Annotated in this window: 13 protein-coding genes; 3 read left to right on the top strand and 10 right to left on the bottom strand. The window is 68.3% G+C overall.

Going from position 1 to position 19,013, the window contains the following annotated elements:
* Positions 1-10: 10 nt before the first annotated feature.
* Positions 11-2,674 (bottom strand): TonB-dependent receptor, encoded by a 2,664-nt coding sequence (locus ABE546_RS09425; protein ID WP_313211624.1) that lies wholly within the window; start codon positions 2,672-2,674, stop codon positions 11-13.
* 236 nt (positions 2,675-2,910) lie between these two features.
* Here ABE546_RS09425 and ABE546_RS09430 point away from each other — a divergent pair, with 236 nt between their 5' ends.
* The gene (locus ABE546_RS09430) at positions 2,911-3,843 is read left to right on the top strand and encodes a dihydrodipicolinate synthase family protein (protein WP_102789407.1); all 933 of its coding nucleotides are present in this window, start codon (positions 2,911-2,913) and stop codon (positions 3,841-3,843) included.
* Positions 3,840-5,009 (top strand): mandelate racemase/muconate lactonizing enzyme family protein, encoded by a 1,170-nt coding sequence (locus ABE546_RS09435; RefSeq protein ID WP_313219586.1) that lies wholly within the window; start codon positions 3,840-3,842, stop codon positions 5,007-5,009. The genes ABE546_RS09430 and ABE546_RS09435 overlap by 4 nt, the downstream gene beginning before the upstream one ends.
* A 322-nt stretch (positions 5,010-5,331) precedes the next feature.
* On the opposite strand, the gene ABE546_RS09440 is transcribed toward ABE546_RS09435, so the two are convergent.
* The 9 genes from ABE546_RS09440 to ABE546_RS09480 form a co-directional block, all read right to left on the bottom strand.
* The gene (locus ABE546_RS09440; protein ID WP_313211622.1) at positions 5,332-6,627 is read right to left on the bottom strand and encodes an MFS transporter; all 1,296 of its coding nucleotides are present in this window, start codon (positions 6,625-6,627) and stop codon (positions 5,332-5,334) included.
* A 123-nt stretch (positions 6,628-6,750) separates the two neighbouring features.
* Positions 6,751-7,470: a helix-turn-helix domain-containing protein gene (locus ABE546_RS09445; protein ID WP_137190365.1), complete on the bottom strand. Its 720-nt coding sequence runs from the start codon at positions 7,468-7,470 to the stop codon at positions 6,751-6,753.
* Positions 7,471-7,540: 70 nt separating this feature from the next.
* The gene (locus tag ABE546_RS09450; protein ID WP_346463465.1) at positions 7,541-8,563 is read right to left on the bottom strand and encodes a S41 family peptidase; all 1,023 of its coding nucleotides are present in this window, start codon (positions 8,561-8,563) and stop codon (positions 7,541-7,543) included.
* A gap of 158 nt (positions 8,564-8,721) precedes the next feature.
* Positions 8,722-11,715, bottom strand: a complete 2,994-nt coding sequence (locus ABE546_RS09455; RefSeq protein ID WP_346463467.1) for an autotransporter domain-containing protein — start codon at positions 11,713-11,715, stop codon at positions 8,722-8,724.
* 119 nt (positions 11,716-11,834) lie between these two features.
* Positions 11,835-12,902 carry a heparan-alpha-glucosaminide N-acetyltransferase domain-containing protein gene (locus ABE546_RS09460; RefSeq protein ID WP_346463469.1) on the bottom strand — a complete coding sequence of 356 codons (1,068 nt, stop codon included), beginning with the start codon at positions 12,900-12,902 and terminating at the stop codon, positions 11,835-11,837.
* Positions 12,899-14,047 (bottom strand): N-acetylglucosamine-6-phosphate deacetylase, encoded by a 1,149-nt coding sequence (nagA, locus tag ABE546_RS09465; RefSeq protein WP_313219582.1) that lies wholly within the window; start codon positions 14,045-14,047, stop codon positions 12,899-12,901. The genes ABE546_RS09460 and nagA overlap by 4 nt, the downstream gene beginning before the upstream one ends.
* The gene (locus ABE546_RS09470; protein ID WP_313246741.1) at positions 14,047-15,075 is read right to left on the bottom strand and encodes an SIS domain-containing protein; all 1,029 of its coding nucleotides are present in this window, start codon (positions 15,073-15,075) and stop codon (positions 14,047-14,049) included. Before ABE546_RS09470 ends, nagA begins: the two co-directional genes overlap by 1 nt.
* 6 nt (positions 15,076-15,081) lie before the next feature.
* Positions 15,082-16,149, bottom strand: a complete 1,068-nt coding sequence (locus ABE546_RS09475; RefSeq protein WP_313211617.1) for a LacI family DNA-binding transcriptional regulator — start codon at positions 16,147-16,149, stop codon at positions 15,082-15,084.
* A gap of 42 nt (positions 16,150-16,191) precedes the next feature.
* Entirely contained in the window at positions 16,192-17,484 is a 1,293-nt protein-coding gene (locus ABE546_RS09480) for a sugar MFS transporter (RefSeq protein ID WP_346463471.1), read from the bottom strand.
* A gap of 366 nt (positions 17,485-17,850) precedes the next feature.
* Between ABE546_RS09480 and ABE546_RS09485 the strand changes: the two genes are divergently transcribed.
* Positions 17,851-18,870, top strand: a complete 1,020-nt coding sequence (locus ABE546_RS09485; protein ID WP_313211614.1) for a glucokinase family protein — start codon at positions 17,851-17,853, stop codon at positions 18,868-18,870.
* Positions 18,871-19,013 lie beyond the last annotated feature (143 nt).

Below are 19,013 nucleotides of genomic sequence, written 5' to 3' on the forward strand. Positions count from 1 at the left end.
AGATCCATGCTCAGAACCGGTAGGTCAGGCTGGCCTTGTAGGACCGGCCGAATACCACGTTGGTGCGCAGCCCTTCGGCATAGCCATCGAAGGTGCGCTGCTCGCTGTCCAACAGGTTGTTGCCTTCCACCTTCAGGGACAGGCGGTCGCTGAAATCGTAGCTCATCGATGCCGACAGATCCTTGTAGGTGTCGTTGTAGATGCCGGTGGACGCGGCCGACAGGCCGACCAGGTATTCGTCACGCCAGTTGTAGGCCACGCGGATGCCGAACGGACCGTTCTCGTAGTAGCCGATCAGGTTGGCGTTGTTCTTGGACAGGCCCGGGAAGGTCAACGCGCTGCCGTTGATGTCGGTGATCGGGGTTTCCGAATCGATCCACGTGTAAGTGGCGACCACCCCGAAGCCGTCGAACATGCCGCTGAAGGGCACCTGCGCCAACAGCTCCACGCCTTTTACCTTGGCCTTGTCGCCGTTGATCTTGCGCAGCACCAGGTAGTTGACGTTGTTGTAGGTCTCCGCGCTCTGGCGCTGGACAATGAAGGTGGAGACATCCTTGTAGAACAGTCCGGCCGACAGCAGCCCCTGGCCGCCGTAGTACCACTCCAGCGACAGGTCGTACTGGGTGGCCTTGAACGGATCCAGGTCCGGGGCGCCGCCGCTGCCGGTGCCCGGCGAGGTCTGCACACCGTTGCTGTCGAACACCGCGTTGTTGTTGAGGGTGACGCCGTTGTTGAGGTCTTCGGTGTTGGGGAAGGCCACCACCTTGGCCGCGCCGCCGCGCAGTATCAGGCTGTCAGTGATCTGCAGCTTGGCCACCGCCGAGGGCAGCACCTCGCGATCGTCGCGCTCGAACAGCGAGGGGCTCAATGCGCCGCTGCCGCTGATCAGGTTGCCGCGCGAGGTCAGGTCGCGGCCGACGAAGCGCACGCCCAGGTTGCCGCCCAGCGGCATGCCGGCCACGTCGGTGTCCCAGTTGAGCTTGGTGTAGGCCTCCAGGAAATCCTCGTCGACGCTGAAGGTGGCCGCGTAGGCCAGCGCGTTGTTGCGCGGGTCCAGGCACTGCGCGTTCTGTGAGATCTGCGGCAGCGTGGTGAAGCTTTCACAGCCCCCGAAGGTGCTGCGGAACGGCCCGAGGTAGGCACGCGGCAGACCACTGAACTCGCCCGGCAGGAAGTCGTTGTTGCTGTACACGCGGATGTACGGCGCCATCTGCGTGACCGGCACCCCGCCAACCGGCCGGATATCCGCGCGGCGCGGATCCTGCAGGCTTTCCAGGCGGCTGAAGCGTGCACCGAAGTCCAGCGAGCGCAACGGGCCATCGCCGAAGGCCAGGCTCCAGTCGGTGCGCAGCGCGCGCGAATCGGTCTGTGCGCGCCAGTCGTTGTCGAACATGATGGTCATGCGCCACTGCGATGGATCGGTCAGGTCGATGCCGCTGACGTTGAAGCTGCCGAAGCTGCCGCTGCGCAGGTCGAAGTCGGTGACCGAACTGCGCCCGGCCATTGGCGCCAGGCGCATATAGCGCTGGTTGTAGTTGGCGGTGGAGCGGCCCCAGTCCAACTCGGCCGAACCATCCAGGCGATCGCCGACCCGGAAGCCCGCACGCAGCGCGGTGGACAGCGTGTCCGAATCGATATCAGCCGATTCGGCATTGAGCAGCACCGTGCCGGTGGAGCGCCCCGCCAGCAGGATGTCGTGGTCGGAGTAGACCGCATTGCTCAACCCCGCCGAGGGATTGAAGGCGATCCAGTAGCGGTCACGCTCGGCCTTCTGGCGCGAATAGAACGTATCCCAGGTGAGCTCCACCCCGTCGGTCGGCCGCCATTGCAGCACCGCGCTGACGCCGACCTTGGTGCGGTCATCGTCGATGTTCTGCGCACGCATGTCGGTGCTGCCGAAGCGGGTGCGGGTAGGGTCGGCGGGGTCGGTATAGCGGGCATACCCGGAGAAGGTGTCCAGGCCCTGCTGCACCACGTTGCGGCGACCGTAGGTGGCCGACAGCAGCGCACCGAAGCGACGGTCGTCGCTGCGCCGTGAGATCAGCCCGAACGCGTTGTGCCCCCAGGCATCGGACATTTCATCGTAGGTGCCGGCCAGGCTCACTACGTTCTGGTCGCTGTCGCCGGACAACGGCTGGCGGGTGTGGATGTCCACGATGCCGCCCAGCCCACCGGAGAGCTGGTCGGCGCCAGCCAGCTTGGTCACCTCCAGACGCGAGATCAGCTCGGAAGGCACCAGCGAGAGCAGGCCGTAGGTGGAGGTGGCCAACTGGTCCAGGCCGTTGCCGCCGCGCCCGGTGGCGTCGACGATCTGGCGGCCGTTGTAGAGCAGCACGTTTTCTTTTAGCCCGCGCACCAGGATGTCGCTGCCCTCGCCCATGCCGCGCTCGAGCTGCACGCCGGCCACGCGCCCGAGTGACTCGGCCACGTTGGTGTCGGGCAGTTTGCCGATGTCGTCGGCCACGATCGCGTCGACGATCTGCGCGGAGTCACGTTTGAGATCCCGCGAGGCTTCCAGGCTGCCACGGATGCCCACGACGCTGACCGCGTCCAGGGTCTGCGCCTGCTGTTCGGTGGTTGAGGGGGCCGGGGCGTCCTGCGCCGTTGCCAGCACGGGCGCCAGCAGGCAGGTGCCCAGGGCGATGAACAAGGTGGAACGTCGAAAACGATGCATGGATCGGACCCTCTCCCAAGGTAGGGACCCAGACCGGACTGCCGGCTGGATCCAGCGCTTTTCCGTCATTGCTGCTGCGCTGCGGCTTGGCAGCGTGTAGCTAATATAGCAATATGTTTTGGCCGCGCACGCTGCAATGCAGCGAAAAATGATGGTTCCTTTGCGGCATGTACGGGAACCTCCCTTCCATAGTGTTGCTATCCACGGCACACACAGTTCAACAAGGACCCGGCGCAATGGCCGTTCTGCAAGGTGTCTTCCCCATCCTCCCCACGATCTTCGACGCGCACGGCGCCCTCGATGAACGCGGCACCGAGGCGGTATTCGAGTACATCCTGGCCGCGGGTGCGGCCGGCGTGGTGTTCCCGGGCCTGGCCAGCGAGTACGACATGCTGTCGTTGGAGGAGCGGTTGCACCTGACCGCGTGCATCGGGCGCTGGAACCGCGGCCGGGTGCCCTTCATCGTCGGCGCCAGCGCGAAGACGCTGGAGGATGCGGTGCGGCTGGCGCGTGCCGGTGGCGAGGCAGGGGCCGAGGCGGCGATGGTGTTGACCCCGCATGCGCTGGCCGGCGATGCCGCGGCGATGGCGGCGTTCTTTGCCCGGCTGGGCAGCGAGTCGGGCGTGGCGGTGATGTTGCAGAACGCGCCCGCCCCGATGGGGGTGGGGCTGGGCGTGGACGAGGTGGTGGCACTGACCGCGCAGGTGCCGGCCATCGCCTACGTCAAGGAGGAAACCATGCCGTCGGGCCATCGCATCACCGCATTGTCCGAACGTGCCGGCGACAGCGTGCAGGCGGTGTTCGGCGGTGCCGGAGCGCGCTACGTGCTGGACGAACTGGCACGCGGTGCGGTGGGCACGATGCCGGCCTGTGAGATCACTGAAGTGCATGTGGCGATGTTGGCCGCCTGGGCCGACGGCGACCGCGACCGCGCGCGCGACCTGTTCGAACGCACCCTGCCCCTGCTGAGCATGCAGGCGGTGTTCCGCTGGCGCCTGACCAAGGCGATCCTGCTGCGGCGTGGCCTGATCGGCAGCGACCACGTGCGCGCGCCGGGCCCGTCGCTGGACCGGCATGACCAGCAGGAACTGACTATCCTGCTGGACCGCATCGGCGACCTGCTGCCGATGGATACCGTTCCCGGCCAGGCCACGAGACATTCCGCATGAGCGTTGTCAGCAAGGTCGAGACCTTCATCCTCACCGTGCCACGCACCACGCCGTACCTGGGTCCGCTCGGCGCGGGCGAACGGGTCAACGCGCGGGGCTATCTGGTACGCCGCGGCAACGGCACGCTGTACCCCACCGTGGACCGCTCGGTGCTGGTACGGGTCACCACCGCCGATGGCGCGGTGGGCTGGGGCGAAACCTATGGCATCTGCGCACCGCGTGCCACCTGCGAGATCATCAATGACCTGCTGGCCCCGGAACTGGTGGGTCGCGATCCGCAGGACGTGGAAACGATCTGGGATGACCTGTACGGGTTGATGCGCGTGCGCGGCTGCGGCAGCGGTTTCCATACCGACGCGCTGGCTGCGCTGGACATCGCCCTCTGGGACCTGCGCGCACGTGCGGCGGGGCAACCGCTGTGGTCGCTGCTCGGCACGCGCCAACGCGACAGCATTGCCGGCTATGTGTCCGGACTGCCGGCGGCCACCGTGGACGAGAAGGTGGCCATGGCCCGCACGTTTGCCGCACAGGGGCATGATGCGTTCAAGGTGCATGCCGTGGTCAGCCACGACGGCATCGCCGAGGAAATGGCCGCGCTGCGTGCCGCGCTGGGCGAGCAGGTGCAGCTGATGGTCGACCTGCACTGGAAGTTCGACCATGCCCAGGCCCTCGCACTGGCGCACGAGCTTCTGCCCAGTCGACTGACCTTCATCGAAGCGCCGTTGAAGCCGGAGGACGTGGCGGGTCTGATCGCCCTCGGGGCCGACAGTCCGATCCCGGTGGCGGCAGGCGAAGAGTGGCCCACCGACTACGTGGCACGCCTGCGGCTGGACGGCGGCACGCTGGCGTACGTGCAACCGGAGATGGGCCACACCGGCATTACCCAGTTCCTGCGCATCGCCAGGCTGGCAGCGCGCCGTGGCGTGCAGGTTGCACCGCACGCGACCATTGGCGGCGGCATCTTCATGGCCGCCAGCCTGCATGCATCGGCGGTGATCGACGGGCTGTGGCGGCACGAGTGGCAGCACTCGATCTTCTCGCGTTCGGTGGAGATGCTGGACACCGACATGGCCTACGCGCACGACGGCTATCGTCTGCCCAGCGGCCCCGGCCTGGGCGCGGTGCCGAACGCCCGTTTCTGGCACCACACCGAAGCGGTAGCGTAGTGCCGGGCTCTGCCCGGCTGCTGTTCGCAGGCGCTCCTTTTTGGTTCTTCGCCCCTTTGAGGGGAGCGTCTTGTTCCAACGGCCGTCGCAGAGTGCGCACGACGCTACGCGGATGGCCGGATGTGCAAGCGCCGTTTGGATCGGCTGGCGTCTCCGATCCGGCCGGTCGCGAGCGTAAGGGCGAAGAACCTTTTTCTGGCATGGGCTGATGAAGGCAGCCGGGCAGAGCCCGGCGCTACGTGCGGTGGCGTTTCGTTTGGTGGTCGCGTGGCGACGCGGCCATGATCCGCGCGCGCTTCATTGGCGGGACGCGCGGCGTTTCTCAGCCGGCCGCAACCGCCGCAGCCTGCGGGCCGATCAAGGTCATCTTCGAGCGGCGCGCCTGCTTCAACGCGGTCCACGCCAACAGCACCGCGATAGGATGCAGGAAGGCCATCAGCACGAAGGCGCGATCGAAGTTGCCGTCGGCCACCAGGTGCCCCACCACCTGCGCCGACACCATGCCGCCCAGCGCGCTGCCGCAGCCGACCAGACCGGCGACCGAGGCGATGTAGCGCGACGGGAACAGGTCCACGGTCATCGTGGTCAGGTTGATCTGGTAGGTAAGGTGGGCGAAGGTCACCACGCAGGCCAGCGCCAGCAGCAGCGGAATCGGGGGATGCATCGCCACGAACAGCCCGACCGGTGCCAGGCACGCCGCGCCCATCATGGTGGTCAGGCGCGCACGCACCGGGTGCATGCCGCGCTTCACCAGCCGGCCGGAAATCAGCCCGCCGCCCACGCTGCCGATATCAGCGGCCACGTACACGATCCACGCCACCGACGCGATCATCGCCAGGCTCATGCCGCGTGCATCGCCCAGGTATTTGGGGAACCAGAACAGGTAGAAGTACCAGACCGGATCGGCAACCGCGCGCGACGCCACCAGTGCCCAAACGGTACGGTCGCGCGCCAGCCGCCCCCACACGCCTTTCATCGAGGTGGGCGGCGCAACCGGCACCGGCGTTTCCAGTCCCGGGGTCGCGCTGGCCTCGGCTGCAGCGGCGGCCTCGGCCTGCGGCGTTGCAGCCGGCACCTGCGCCTTGCGCGGATAGGCCCACCACCACGCCAGCATCCACAGCAGTCCGGCCACGCCGGTGATCCAGAACGCACTGCGCCAGCCGTAGGTCAGCGCGATGCCACCAATCAGCGGCGGCGCCAGCGTGGCGCCGATCATCGCGCCGGCCGTGTACAGCCCCAGTGCCAGCCCGCGTTGCGGCGCGGGAAATTGTTCGGACACCACTTTGGTGCCCACCGTGTAGTTGCCCGGCTCGCCCAGGCCCAGCGCGAAGCGGGCCGCGCCCAGCTCCACCGCACTGCGCACGAACCCGGTGGCGATGTTGGCCAGCGACCACCAGCCCACGAACAGCAGCAGTGCCACGCGCGCGCCAAGCCAATCGGTGACCCGCCCCGCCATGACATAAGCGGCCGCGTAGGCGAACAGGAACACCTGCACTACGCGCGCATATTCCAGGTCGGTCATCTTCAGGTCGGCCTGGATGGTCGTCGCCAGGATCGACAGCGCCTGCCGGTCCAGGTAGTTGATGACGGTCGAGAAGAACAGCAGCGCCAGCAGCACCCATTTGGTTTTCCCGGTCCCGCTCACCCGCCTGCACGCTTGGACATCGCTGATGCCTCCCCATCGGAAGGCTGCAACGTATTGCTATTGTAGCAACATGTCAAACCGCACTGCGGCAATCGCTCAGCCGATTTCCGCCGCCGCCGCGCGCAGCGCCGCCACCAGTTCCTCGGTGGCCGCTTCCGGGATCCAGCCGGACATGGCAATGCCGGCATGCACCGGATCGCCCATCGCGATGGCCACGATGTGGTGGTCACGTTCGTCGGCCACATGCACGCGCGCGTGGCCCTGCGCACGGGTAATGGCCAGGGTGGCCAGCAGTTGCTCGATGCCCTCGGGGAACATGGGAATCGGCCGGTCGGCATACAGCTCGCGCACGTCCTCGTCGCCCAGCTGGGCCAGCAGCGCGATGCCGATGCCGCTGGTGGTGGCGGGCAGCAGCCCGATGCGGCCCAGTCCGCGTGCCGCCTCGATGCCCGGCGGGGCATGGAACAGGTAGCTCACGCTGTCGTTCCAGAGCACCCCCAGCGCCACCGTGTGGCCGAACCGGCGCAGGTGTTCCAGCACCGGCAGCGCGCGCCGGATCAACCCGGAGGCAAACAGGCTCTGCGCGGCCAGCACGTGCATGCCCGGGCCGGCGGTGTACTTGCGGTCGGCGGTCTGCCGCGCAATACCAAGGTAGGCCAAGGTCTTGAGCAGCCGGTTGACCCGGGTGGGGTTGGCGTCAAGCTGCCGGGCCAGTTCACGGCAGCCGACCGGCTCGGGGGACGAGGCCAGCGCCTGCAGGGTGGCGATGCCGTCGATCAGGCTCTGGTTGGGCTGTGCATTGGGCTTGGTTCGCATCGGGAAAGCGTACTTCCCCCCCGCGGGTAATGCCACCAATAGCAACACGCCAGACCGGGGCGACGACCTTTCAGGGCAGCTTGCAGGCCGGTTGCGCCAACAGCCACGCCTGCGCGGCCGTCGTTGCATCCTGCCCCTCGGCCACAATCACGTCGGGCTGCAGGCGGTTGCCATCGCCGACGCCGTTGCGGTCGGCGATCACACTGCCGGTCAACAACAGCAGACTGCCATCGGGCAGACGCTGCGGGGTATTGGCGGTGGAATAGCCCGCACTGGGCTGGCCGAAGCTGCGCGACGCTGCCCGGCCGCGGAAGGCCAGTACCGATGCCTCGCCGGAACTTGCAGTGCGCGGCCCGAACAGGACGGCCACCGGGGCGCCCGGGTGGCGCAGTGTGTACTGCGTGTTGCGCGATCCGACCACCGCCTTGCCGTCCAGCCAGACCGCACCCTCGCGGTACGCCCACGGCTGGCGTTTGTCGGCCAGCAGGAACATGCCCACCGGATCAGCGCCGTTGGCATCGCCCAGCAACGGGCCCATGCCCAACAGCATCGGCCACATGTTGCCGCCACTGTTGCCGCGCAGGTCGACCACCCAGCCACAGCGATTACCATCATCCTGCGCCTGGATGCGCGCCTGCAGCGCGACGGCCGCCTGCTTGCGCGCCTGCTTCTGCATATCCTGCGACTGCGTTCTGTCGTCCATGTAGGCGCCCACCTTGATCCACCCCAGACGCGCTGTCGGTCCGCTGCGGGCGTCATCTGTCTGCGGGGTCGCAGCACCCATCGCGGTTTGAGTGGCCTGCGCGCGCTGCGACTGCGTGCGCTGCTGGTTGGCCGATATCCAACGCCCGTGCCCGCCACTGCTGCGCTGGATCACATCGTCCAGCAATCGCCGCGTCTGCGCCGGGTCACGCGCGGCCGCCAACTCCGCGCGGGCCTTGGACCAGTCCACGCGGTCGCGATACAGCGACTGCTGCTGCAGCAGATCCAGGATCCGCGCCTGTGCCTCGGCACTGGGTACGTCCTGCGCGTGTGCAGCGCCACTTGCCGTTGCAAGCGCCACCATCAACAGCCAACCACGTCCTGCGATCATCGTGCTACATCCCTGTAGTGAAGAGGCCGCAGCTTAACGCTGCACGCGGTCATTGGCACAGTGCACCGTTCACATGACCAGCGACGCGTGACACTGCAACGCAGCGGCATCGCCGATTCCGTCCGGCGTACCGCTGCGGATTTTTGCCTGCCGTCGCCCTACCAGTCCAGCCGCAGCCCGACATTGCCTTCGATCACCTTGCGCTCCTTCTGCGCACTGCTTTCCAGGTCGCGCGTGTAATCGGCTACCGCAAACGCACTGACGGCGCTGTTGAAGCGCGCAACGACGCCCACGCCCACTTCCAGCGCGCGTGAATCCTGCTGGTTGAGGATGCGGTTGGTATCGAAATCGATGCGGTCTTCGCCGTCCAGGGTCTGCCAGTAATTGAGCTTGATGTACGGCTGCCAGCCGTTGCCGGCGATGTCGTAGTCGGCAGCCAGGCGCAGGCCCACGCGACCGGTCCAGGCGTTGTCGTTGTCAAAGCGCAGCGCGGACACCGCGTCGCCGGCATCGTCCACCGACGTGCGCTGCCAGATCACCTGCAGCTGGGGCTCCAGCCACCACGCACTCTGCCCGAAGCGCAGCAGCGGCTTGCCCACTTCCAGCGAGGCGGTAGTGCCATCGCCACGCACGTCGATGCCCAGCCCGCGCGAGGAGGTTGCGTCGCCGTCGTAGCGGCTCTGCATCACCACCGCGTCCAGGTAGCCACCGGCGCTGCCGGCGCGGGTCCAGTACACGCCCACGTGTTTGTCATCCAGCCGCGTGCGGCCCACTGCAACGTTTTCCCAGCCGATCGCAAAACCGGTCACGTTGCCCTGCGCACGGGTGCGCCCGACAAACACGCCGAACTGGTCGCGATGGCTATCGCCCGCGTTGGCGTACAGGTCCAGGCCGGCCTGGATGCCCTGGATGTCGCCGTCGAAGCCCGGTTGCGCGTCGCCTTCCCAGTGCTGTTCGTGGCTCTGCCCGACCATCCGCGCCCATGCCGCGCGCACGCCGCCCTGCCCGGCCAACAGCCGCTGCTCGCCCTGGCGTTCGTGGAAGGTGCCCAGGCTGGCCAGGCTGGTTTCGCGCAGCAGCGGCGGCACCACGGAATACAGGCCGGTCTCGAAGCGGTACAGCGGAATGATGTCGCCCTGCGCCGGGCGCGCACCGGGCGTGGGCGGCACCGCCAGCGGCCCGGGCACCGCCGCCATGTCGGTGGGCACCGGCGGCGGGGTATCGATGGTGGGCGGCGCCACGTCGGCCGGATCGGCCGGCTCCGGCGGTGGGGCCGGCTCGGGCGCGGCCGGGTTCGGATCATCCGGCGGATTGACGTCCGGCGGCGGGGGCGGCGCGGGTGGCAGCTCCGCCGGCGGGGTCCCGGCGCCCTCCGGCGGCGGGGGCGGCGGCGTGGTGACTCCACCCGGCGGCGGTGCGGGCGCCGGGGTCACGCTGGCCACCAGGGTCGAGCGCAGATACCAGTTTTCGCTGGTGCCGCCGCTGACGCCGCCCTTGAACAGGAAATACTCGTAGGCACCAACAGCGACCGGGTTGTACAACGCGAACGCGGTGGGCGCGGTGGTCGCACCGTTGATCGCCTGCACCACCAGGATGCCGTCAGCCACCGTGGACGCGCCGGTGCCGCCGGCGTTGAGGATGCCCACGCCGGTGGTGCCAGTGGCGCTGCCGGTGGAGATCACCAGTTTGTCCGACAGCGAGCTGTCGTCGCCCAGCACCGTGTTGAGGTACAACGCGCCACCGTTGCCGACATAGTTGCCCACCACGGTGAAGGTATCGCCGACGCCGCCCCCATTGCTGAGATCGATGCGGCCGGCATTGGTGAGCGTGGCCAGCCGCCCGGCCACGAACGGGGCGAGGACGCCGTTGCTGCCGCCGCCGAACACCGCGCTGGTGGCATCGATGTCCAGGCTGCCCGTGCCGCTGCCGCTGTCGCCCAGCACCCACGTGCCATCGAACGTCAGCTGGGTATCGTCGCGCAGCGCCACCTGTTCCCAGTTGGTGAAGCGCGCCACGCCATTGGTCTTGACGTTGTCCAGGCCGAGCACATCGTTGCCCAGCCCGCCATCGAAAGACGGCAGCGCGCCCAGGTGGGCGTTGTTGAGGTTGCTCAGCTGCGCGACATCGTCGCCTTCGCCGAAGTCGATCGCCCCGTGCACCACGCCGCCGCCGTTCCAGGTCAGGCTGTCGTTGCCGAAGCTCAGGCGGATCTCGCCGCGCACGGTGCCGCCGATGATGGTGACCGCATCGTCGCCACCGCTGACGCTGATGTTGCCGCCGATGTAGCCGTCGGACAGCACGATGGTGTCGCGGCCGAAACCGGTGACCAGGTTGCCGTCGATGGTGCCGCCGGACATCAGGAAGGTGTTGTCGTCCAGCTTCATGTTGACCCGGCCGATGCGGCCGCCGGTCATCTCGGCGTAGTCGCCATCGTCGAATGCACCGACGATGCGCCCGCCGGTCATGCGGAAGCGGTCCAGCGCATCGCCCTGCAGCAGGGCGCCGATGCTGCCACCGGTCATCAGGAAGGTGTCGATGCCCGAGCCCTGCTGCACGGTGCCGGTGACGCTGCCGCCGCTGATCTCCAGGCTGTCCTGCCCATCGCCCTGGTCGACGCTGTCGATCACGCCGTCGCGGATCACCAGGGTGTCGTTGCCCGCGCCCTGCAGCACGCCGCCCTGGATGCTGCCGCCGAGCATGTCGATGCGGTCGTTGCCGGCACCGGACACGACGCCGCCGGTACTGCCGGCAAGGGTGCCGCGGTTGGTCAGGTAGGTGGCCCCGTTGAGCTGCAGCGCGCGGCCGGCGTTGGCGATGATGCTGCCACTGTTGTTGATGACATGCCCGGTACCGGCCTGCACGGTGATCGCATTGCCGCTGGCGATACCGAGCTGCGCGTTGGCCAGCACGTTGATGGTGGTGTTGGACGCGCCACCGGCGGTGACGATCGCCACCGGATCCGGATTGGGCGCTGCGGTCGAGCAGGTCACCGTCTGGTCCTGCCCGGGCGCGGGGTTGTCGCAGCCGGCCCAGGCGGGCGCGGTACCGGCCAGCAGGACCGTGCCGAGCGCGCCCCCGCAGCTTCGACGCAACCAATATGAAATGCGGTCGGCCAGCACGGTGCGTGCCGGCGAAGCGGGCTTGGAGCGCATACGCCTTTCCTGTTCTACAAGAGGGGGGTACGGCAACGGCCCAGTGCTTCTACGCAGACCGGCGTCAGTACTTTTACTGCCGCGCCGTGATGGGGGGGTAAACGCACGTGATGCCCATCCTAGATTTTGAGGTAGATGCGCCGCGCGTCCAGCGCCCACACCACGCCCCACCACACCGCCACGAAGCTCAGCGCACACAGCAGCGAGGCCAGTGCGGGGGCCGTCGGCAGCAGCGCCAACAGCGTCTGGTACAGCCATCCCCACGCGCCGCTGGCCATCAGCAGCAGCGCCATCGCTGACGAGCCGAGGTAGGCGGCAATGGCGTTGACGCCGAAGCGTCGGCCCAGCGCCGGCGCACCCCAGCGATCCACCAGCAGGTGAGCCAGCAGCAAGGCCGCCACCGACAGCCCGCCCGTCCACAGCACGAAACTGGGGGTCCACAGCTGCTTGTTGAGGGGTAGCCACAGCGTCGCTACACCGCCCAGGAACAGGCATGCCGTGGCCAGCGCCGCCAGCCCACCCACCTGCCCCGCCCGCAGCCACGCGCCCGCACGCAGGCCCAGCAGCGTGCTGGCGAGCGCGCCCAGGCTGCTCAGCAGCCCTTCGGGGTCGTGGCCGAGCCCGGTCAGCGGGTCGTACTTGTAGAGCAGCGGCGCGAACAACGCGGTATCCAGGCGGCTGGCCGGGTTGACCCACGGTGCCAGCGAATCGGCCCCCAGCAGGATCGCCGTGTACACCAGCAGCAGCCCGACCAGCACCGCCCATTGCGTGCGCGCACGCGTCTGGATCGCCAGCAGCCCGACCACCGCCACGCACAGCGCGATCCGCTGCAGCACGCCCCACAGCCGGTAGGCCGGCAGGTCCATCAGCCACCACGCCAGCAGGTGCAGCACCGCGCCGGCCACCGCGATGCGCAGCGCACGCTGCAGCAGGCCACTGCGCAGGGCCGGGCGCAGTGCCGGCTCGCCCGCGCGCGGCGACAGGCTGAAGGCCATCGACACACCGGCAATGAACAGGAACAGCGGGAAGATCAGGTCGGTGGGCGTGAAGCCGTGCCAGTCCGCATGCAGCAGCGGTGCATACACATGGCCCCAGTCGCCGGGGTTGTTGACCAGCAGCATCGCCGCCACGGTCAGCCCGCGCAGGGCATCGATCGAGCCCATGCGCGGCGATGGGGAGGCGGTCATGCGTCCTCGCGCTCGCCAGCGATCCAGGTGGCGCGCACCTGCAGTGCGTCGTCGAGCAGCACCAGGTCGGCCTGGTAGCCCTCGGCGATCTCACCCAGGCGGTCGTCCAGGTTGAGGAACTGCGCCGGGTAACGCGAGGCCATGCGTGCAGCCTCGTCCAGCGGCAGGCCGAGCAGGTGCACCGCGTTGCGTACCGCCGTGGCCATGTCCAGCGCCGAGCCCGCCAGCGAACCGGCGGCATTGCGCACCACGCCGTCCACGGCCGTGATCACTTCGCCATACAGCTCATAGCTGGGGCTGTCGGCGCCCACTGGCGGCATCGCGTCGGTGACCAGCATCACCTTGCCGCGCGGCTTGGCCGCCAGCGCCACGCGCAGGCTGGCCGGGTGCACGTGCACGCCGTCGGCGATGATGCCGATCCAGCTGTCGCGGTCTTCCAGCGCCGCGCCCACCGCACCCGGCTCGCGCCCGGTCAACGGCGACATCGCGTTGTAGAGATGGGTAAAACCGCGGATGCCGGCGTCCAGCCCGGCGCGCGCTTCTTCGTAACTGGCGGCGGTATGCCCGGCGGCCACGATCACGCCGCGCTCGACCAGCGCGCGGATGCTCTCCAGCGGCACCCGTTCGGGGGCCAGGGTCAACAGGGTCACGCCGTTGTCGAGCGAGGCCGCCATCGCGATCTCGTCAGCGTCGGGCACGCGGAATTTGTTGGCGTCATGGGTGCCCTTGCGCGCCGGCGCGATGTACGGGCCTTCCAGGTGGATGCCGAGCACGCCGGGCACGCCCTGCGCGATGGCCGCGCGGGTGGCGTCGATCGCGCGGCGCATCACCTGCACATCGTCGCTGATCAGCGTGGGCAGCAGCCCGGTGGTGCCGAAGCGGCGGTGCGCGGCAGCCAGCGTGCGCAGGCTCTCCACGTCGGGCGTGTTGTTGAACAGCACGCCGCCGCCACCGTTGACCTGCGCGTCGATGAAGCCCGGCAGCAGCCAGCCACCGCCCAGGTCCACCTGTTCGTCGGCGCTGCCCAGTTGCGGGGCCGCGTCGGAGACCAGCGCGGTGATGCGGCCGTCTTCGATCACCACTGCCAGGTCGTCGCGGAACTCATCGCCGGCCAGGATCCGGGCATTGCGCAGGACGGTTTTCATCAGACGGTTTCCGTCACCTTGTTCAGATGCGGCGGCAGGTCCGGGTTGTGCCCGCGGCGCAGCGCCAGTGCATTGATCGCGCGATAGAAGGCCTGCACGGTGAGCAGCGGTGCGCAGGCCGGGTGCGGTGCGACCGGCAGCGCCAGGTCGCCATCGACATCGGCCAGCCACACCTGTGCGTCGCGCGCGCCAAACTCCTGCAGCACCGCGCGGGTGCCCGCGCCGGTTTCATCGGGCTGGGCAAACGCCAGCACCGGGAAGCCCGGGCCCACCAGCGCCATCGGGCCATGCTTCACTTCGGCCGAGCTATAGGCCTCGGCATGCAGGCCGCAGGTTTCCTTGAACTTCAGCGCAGCTTCCTGGGCCGCGCCCAGGCCCAGGCCGCGGCCAAGCACGAACAGGTTGTGCGCCGGCACCAGGCCGTCGGTCAGCGCCGACCAGTCGCTGTTCCAGGCCTGGCGCAGCGCATCGGGCAGCGCCCGCAGTGCGGCGATCAGTGCCGCGTCCTGGCTCCAGTAGGCCACCAGCTGCAGGATCGCCGACAACGAGGCCAGGTAGCTCTTGGTCGCCGCCACGCTGCGTTCGGCACCGGCCCCCAGCGGGATCACCGTTTCGGCCAGCTGCGCCAGCGGCGAATCCTCCACGTTCACCAGCGCCACCACGCGCGCACCGGCCGCACGCGCGGCCTCGGCGTTGCGCAGCAGGTCCGGGCTCTTGCCCGACTGCGAAATGACGATGTACAGCGCGCCCCGCAGTTTCAGCGGCGCTTCGTACACCGAGCCCACCGACGGCGACGCCGAGGCAGTCACCAGCCCGAGGCGCGTTTCCAGCAGGTACTTGGCGTAAGTGGCGGCATGGTCCGAGCTGCCCCGCGCGCAGGTCACCACGAACGGCGGCGGCGCCGCGCGCAGGCTGGCGGCCAGCGTCTCCACGGCCACCTGGTTGCGCGCGAACTGCGCGGCGATCACATCGGCAGCCTCGGCGGCTTCGCGGTACATCAGGGTGTCGTGGGGAGCAGGCAGGGACATGGGGACTCAGGTCGTTTCAGGAGAAGGAAGCCGTGCACCCTGCGGGCGCATCGGCGCGGTGGAGCCACGCACCACCAGCTGCGGCACGAAGCCCTGGTTCTGCAGCTGCAGTGGTGCGTCGTCGTAAGCATCGCTGCGCAGCTGCGCGATCAGCAGGCGCGCGGCATGCCGGGCGATGTCTTCGGTGGCCTGCTTGGCGGTGGTCAACGGCGGCCAGGACTGGCGCGAGAACGGGCTGTCCTCGAAACCGGCAATGGACAGGTCGTAGGGCACGTTCATGCCGGTGGACTTGGCTGCCGCCAGCACGCCGGCGGCGATTTCATCGTTGGAGCCGAAGATCGCGGTAGGCGGTTCGCGCAGCGCCAGCAACCGTCGTGCGCCGCGGAAACCATCATCGAAGGTGTAATCGCCCTGCACCACCAGGTGCTTGTCGATGCTCATGCCGTAATCGCGCAGCGCCGCTTCGTAGCCGGCATAGCGTTCGCCGCTGGAGCGGTGCGAGGTGCCGCCCCACAGGAAGCCGATCCGCTGGTGGCCCAGCTGGATCAGGTGCTCGGTGATTTCATAGGCCGCTTCGCGGTCATCGACGAACACGCACGCGCCGTCTTCGGGATCGGCGGTGGCGGCGATGATGCGCACCAGCTTGATGCCGCGGGCAGTGAGCGCGGCCACCAGATCCTTGCGCTCGGACATCGGCGCGGTCAGCACCAGCCCGGCCAGGCGCGAACGCTGCACCCAGTCGGCCAGTTCTTCGGCAAGCATCGGCGAGCTGGAATCGCAGGGGTGGATCTGCAGCCCGAAGCCGGTTTCGCGACAGGCAGCGAGCACGCCGTTCTGCACGCCGATGATGTGGTACGGGTTGGGGTTGTCGTAGACCAGCCCGACCACCAGCGTGGTGCCGGTGCGCAGGTTGCGCGCGGCCGGATCGGGCTCGTAGTCCAGCTCGGCGATCGCACGCAGCACCCGTGCACGGGTGGCCTGCATCACCGAGGGCTCGTTGTTGATGACCCGCGAGACCGTCTTCAGCGATACCTTGGCCCGTTCGGCGACATCCTTGATGGTCGCTCTACGCATCGTCTTTTCCTGGCTGACCGGTTGAGCGTCCATGATCGCCGATCACTGCCCGTCGCGGGACAGCCCGACGCGGTGGCCGCGCATCGAATAGAACAGGATGTACAGGTAGCAGGGCACCATCAGGCCGGCGAACACCCACTGGAAATCGAAGTGCTGCTTGAGCACGGCAAACAGCTGGGGAATGATCGCGCCACCGGCGATGGCCATCACCAGCAGGGCCGAGCCGGTCTCGGTGAAGCGGCCCAGGCCGCGGATCGCCAGCGGGAAGATCGCCGGCCACATCATCGCGTTGGCAAAGCCCAGGGCCGCCACGAAGCCCACCGAGACATAGCCGTGGGTCAGCAGCGCGCCGATGCAGAACAGCACGCCCAGCACCGCCGAGATGCTCAGGTAGCGCGACTGCGAGACCAGGTGCGGGATCAGCGCCAGGCCGGCCAGGTAGCCGATCAGCATCGCGCCCAGGGTGATCGAGGTGAACATCTTGGTCTGGTCCAGCGGCAGGTCGAAGCCGTGGCCGTAAGTGCCGATCGCATCGCCGGCCATCACTTCCACGCCGACGTACACGAACAGGCACAGCACGCCCAGCCACAGGTGCGGGAACTGGAAGATGCTGGTGCGCTCGGCCACCCCGGGCGCGCGGGCCGGCGTGGCATTGGCTTCAGCGGTCTTCAGCTCGGGCAGCGGCGAGAACAGCACGCCCACTGCCAGCACCACCAGCAGCCCGGCCATGGCCATGTACGGCAGCTGGATCTTGGCGGCGAAGTCATTGAGCAGCACCGTCTTGGCGGCCGCATCGGCGACCTTCACCTGGGAGTCCAGATCGCCGATGCCATGCAGCACCAGCGTGCCGATCAGCACCGGGGCCAGCATGCCGGCGATCTTGTTGCAGATGCCCATCAGCGCAATGCGCCGCGCCGCCGTCTCGATCGGGCCGAGGATGCTGATGTACGGGTTGACCGCCGTCTGCAGCAGGGCCAGGCCGCTGCCGATGATGAACAGGCCGCTGAGCGCGCCCGGGTACCAGCGCTGCTGGGCGAAGTGCGCGAAGACCACCGCACCGGCCGCCATCACCAGCAGGCTCAGGCTCAGGCCCTTCTTCATGCCGGTGCGCTTGAGGATCCACGAGGCCGGCAGGGCCAGGAAGAAATACGACAGGTAGAAGACCATCAGCACCAGGAAGGCGCCAACCTCGTCCAGCTCGAAGGCGAGCTTGACGAAGGTGATCAACGGGCCGTTGAGCCAGGTGAAGAAGCCGATCAGGAAGAACAGCACGCCGATGATCAGGATCGAGGTAAGCACGCTCGAACGCGCGGAGGCAGCAGGCACGGCAGACATCAAGGAGGCTCCTGCATCGACGGCGCCGGGGCGGCATCGGAAGAGTGGCTGGGAACAACGTTGTCACATTTATTCGTTGCAGCCGCCAGGTTTGTCAACAACTGGTTCACGCCAGCGCCGCGCATTTTCCTTTGCTGCACCTGCGCAATCTGGCGGCAGCGCTCGGCGCGGGCGGAGCAGAGCCCGTATTCACGGCAGTTTGCGAAAACATGACGGCAGTGTGATGAAAACGTTTTCCCGCGCAAACCCACGTTGCGGCGCAGCATCGAAAGTGTGAGGTTATCGTTGACATCGTTGTCAGAACGATTACAGACTCCGCCTCAATCGCCGGGTCAGCCCTGGCCGTGCCCAACCGATGGAGTCCGTGTGACCAACGCCGCCCACGCTGTACCGGCCCATGCCCCGCCCGCCGCGACGCCGCCGTTCCTGGCCGCCGACGTGGGTGGCACGCATGTCCGGGTTGGCCGGGTCCAGGCCAGCGCCGATCCGGCCCATCCGGTGGAGCTGCTGGACTACCGCAAGTTCCGCAATGCGGATTACGCCGGCCTCAGCGCGATCCTGTCCGACTTCCTGGCCGACGGCCCGCGCCCGACGCATTGCGTGGTCGCCACGGCCGGCTATGCCCGCGACGACGGCACGGTGATCACCGCCAACCTGCCCTGGCCGCTGTCGGCGCGGCAGATCGAGCGGGACGTCGGGCTGGACCAGGTGTACATCGTCAATGACTTCGAAGCCGTGGCCTACGCCGCCGCCCAGGTCGATGCCAGCGGCGTGCTGCAGCTGACCGGCCCGGCCACCGCCCCGCGCGGCCCGACCCTGGTGGTCGGTCCCGGCACCGGCCTCGGCGCGGCGGTATGGATCCCGACCGCCCATGGCGCGGTGGTCCTGGCCACCGAAGCCGGCCAGCCGACGCTGGCCACCACCACCGAACTGGAGATGGCGATCGTGCGGCAGATGCTGCGCGACCGGTCGCATGTCTCGGTCGAGCAGGCGCTGTCCGGCCCCGGCCTGATGAATCTGTATCGCGCCCTGTGCGCGTTGAACGGCCACGCACCGACGTTGACCACCCCCGATGCGATCACCGCCGCCGCCGTGGCCGATCAGGACCCGCTCGCGCGGCAGAGCCTGGACGTGTTCTGCGGCCTGCTCGGCAGCACGATCGGTGACATGGCGCTGCAGTACGGCGTCACCGGCGGGGTCTACCTGGCCGGCGGCATCCTGCCGCAGATCCGCGATTTCCTGTTGAACAGCACCTTCGTCGAGCGGTACCTCAACAAGGGGCCGATGCGCGAGGCGCTGGAACGCATTCCCGTGAAGGTGGTCGAGCACGGGCAGCTGGGCGTCATCGGCGCCGCCAGCTGGTATCTCGGCCGCTCGGACACCTGATCTGCCACGGCGCCGGGATCGGCGCTGCGGACACCGCACCACGCAGTACGTAGTACCCAAGGCGCACCCGGACAACAGGCGCGCGGCACAGTCGTACCAGACGCAAGCAAACAGACGCCGTCGCCGGCGACCATCGAGTGATG

Source organism: Stenotrophomonas sp. TWI377 (assembly GCF_039674525.1).
Taxonomy (GTDB): Bacteria; Pseudomonadota; Gammaproteobacteria; order Xanthomonadales; family Xanthomonadaceae; genus Stenotrophomonas.

Excerpts from the sequence above, each read along its gene's own strand:
- ABE546_RS09425 (WP_313211624.1), bottom strand. The coding sequence starts at position 2,674 with ATGCATCGTTTTCGACGTTCCACCTTGTTCATCGCCCTGGGCACCTGC.
- ABE546_RS09430 (WP_102789407.1), top strand. The coding sequence starts at position 2,911 with ATGGCCGTTCTGCAAGGTGTCTTCCCCATCCTCCCCACGATCTTCGAC.
- ABE546_RS09435 (WP_313219586.1), top strand. The coding sequence starts at position 3,840 with ATGAGCGTTGTCAGCAAGGTCGAGACCTTCATCCTCACCGTGCCACGC.
- ABE546_RS09445 (WP_137190365.1), bottom strand. The coding sequence starts at position 7,470 with ATGCGAACCAAGCCCAATGCACAGCCCAACCAGAGCCTGATCGACGGC.
- ABE546_RS09450 (WP_346463465.1), bottom strand. The coding sequence starts at position 8,563 with ATGATCGCAGGACGTGGTTGGCTGTTGATGGTGGCGCTTGCAACGGCA.
- ABE546_RS09455 (WP_346463467.1), bottom strand. The coding sequence starts at position 11,715 with ATGCGCTCCAAGCCCGCTTCGCCGGCACGCACCGTGCTGGCCGACCGC.
- ABE546_RS09460 (WP_346463469.1), bottom strand. The coding sequence starts at position 12,902 with ATGACCGCCTCCCCATCGCCGCGCATGGGCTCGATCGATGCCCTGCGC.
- nagA (WP_313219582.1), bottom strand. The coding sequence starts at position 14,047 with ATGAAAACCGTCCTGCGCAATGCCCGGATCCTGGCCGGCGATGAGTTC.
- ABE546_RS09470 (WP_313246741.1), bottom strand. The coding sequence starts at position 15,075 with ATGTCCCTGCCTGCTCCCCACGACACCCTGATGTACCGCGAAGCCGCC.
- ABE546_RS09475 (WP_313211617.1), bottom strand. The coding sequence starts at position 16,149 with ATGCGTAGAGCGACCATCAAGGATGTCGCCGAACGGGCCAAGGTATCG.
- ABE546_RS09480 (WP_346463471.1), bottom strand. The coding sequence starts at position 17,484 with ATGTCTGCCGTGCCTGCTGCCTCCGCGCGTTCGAGCGTGCTTACCTCG.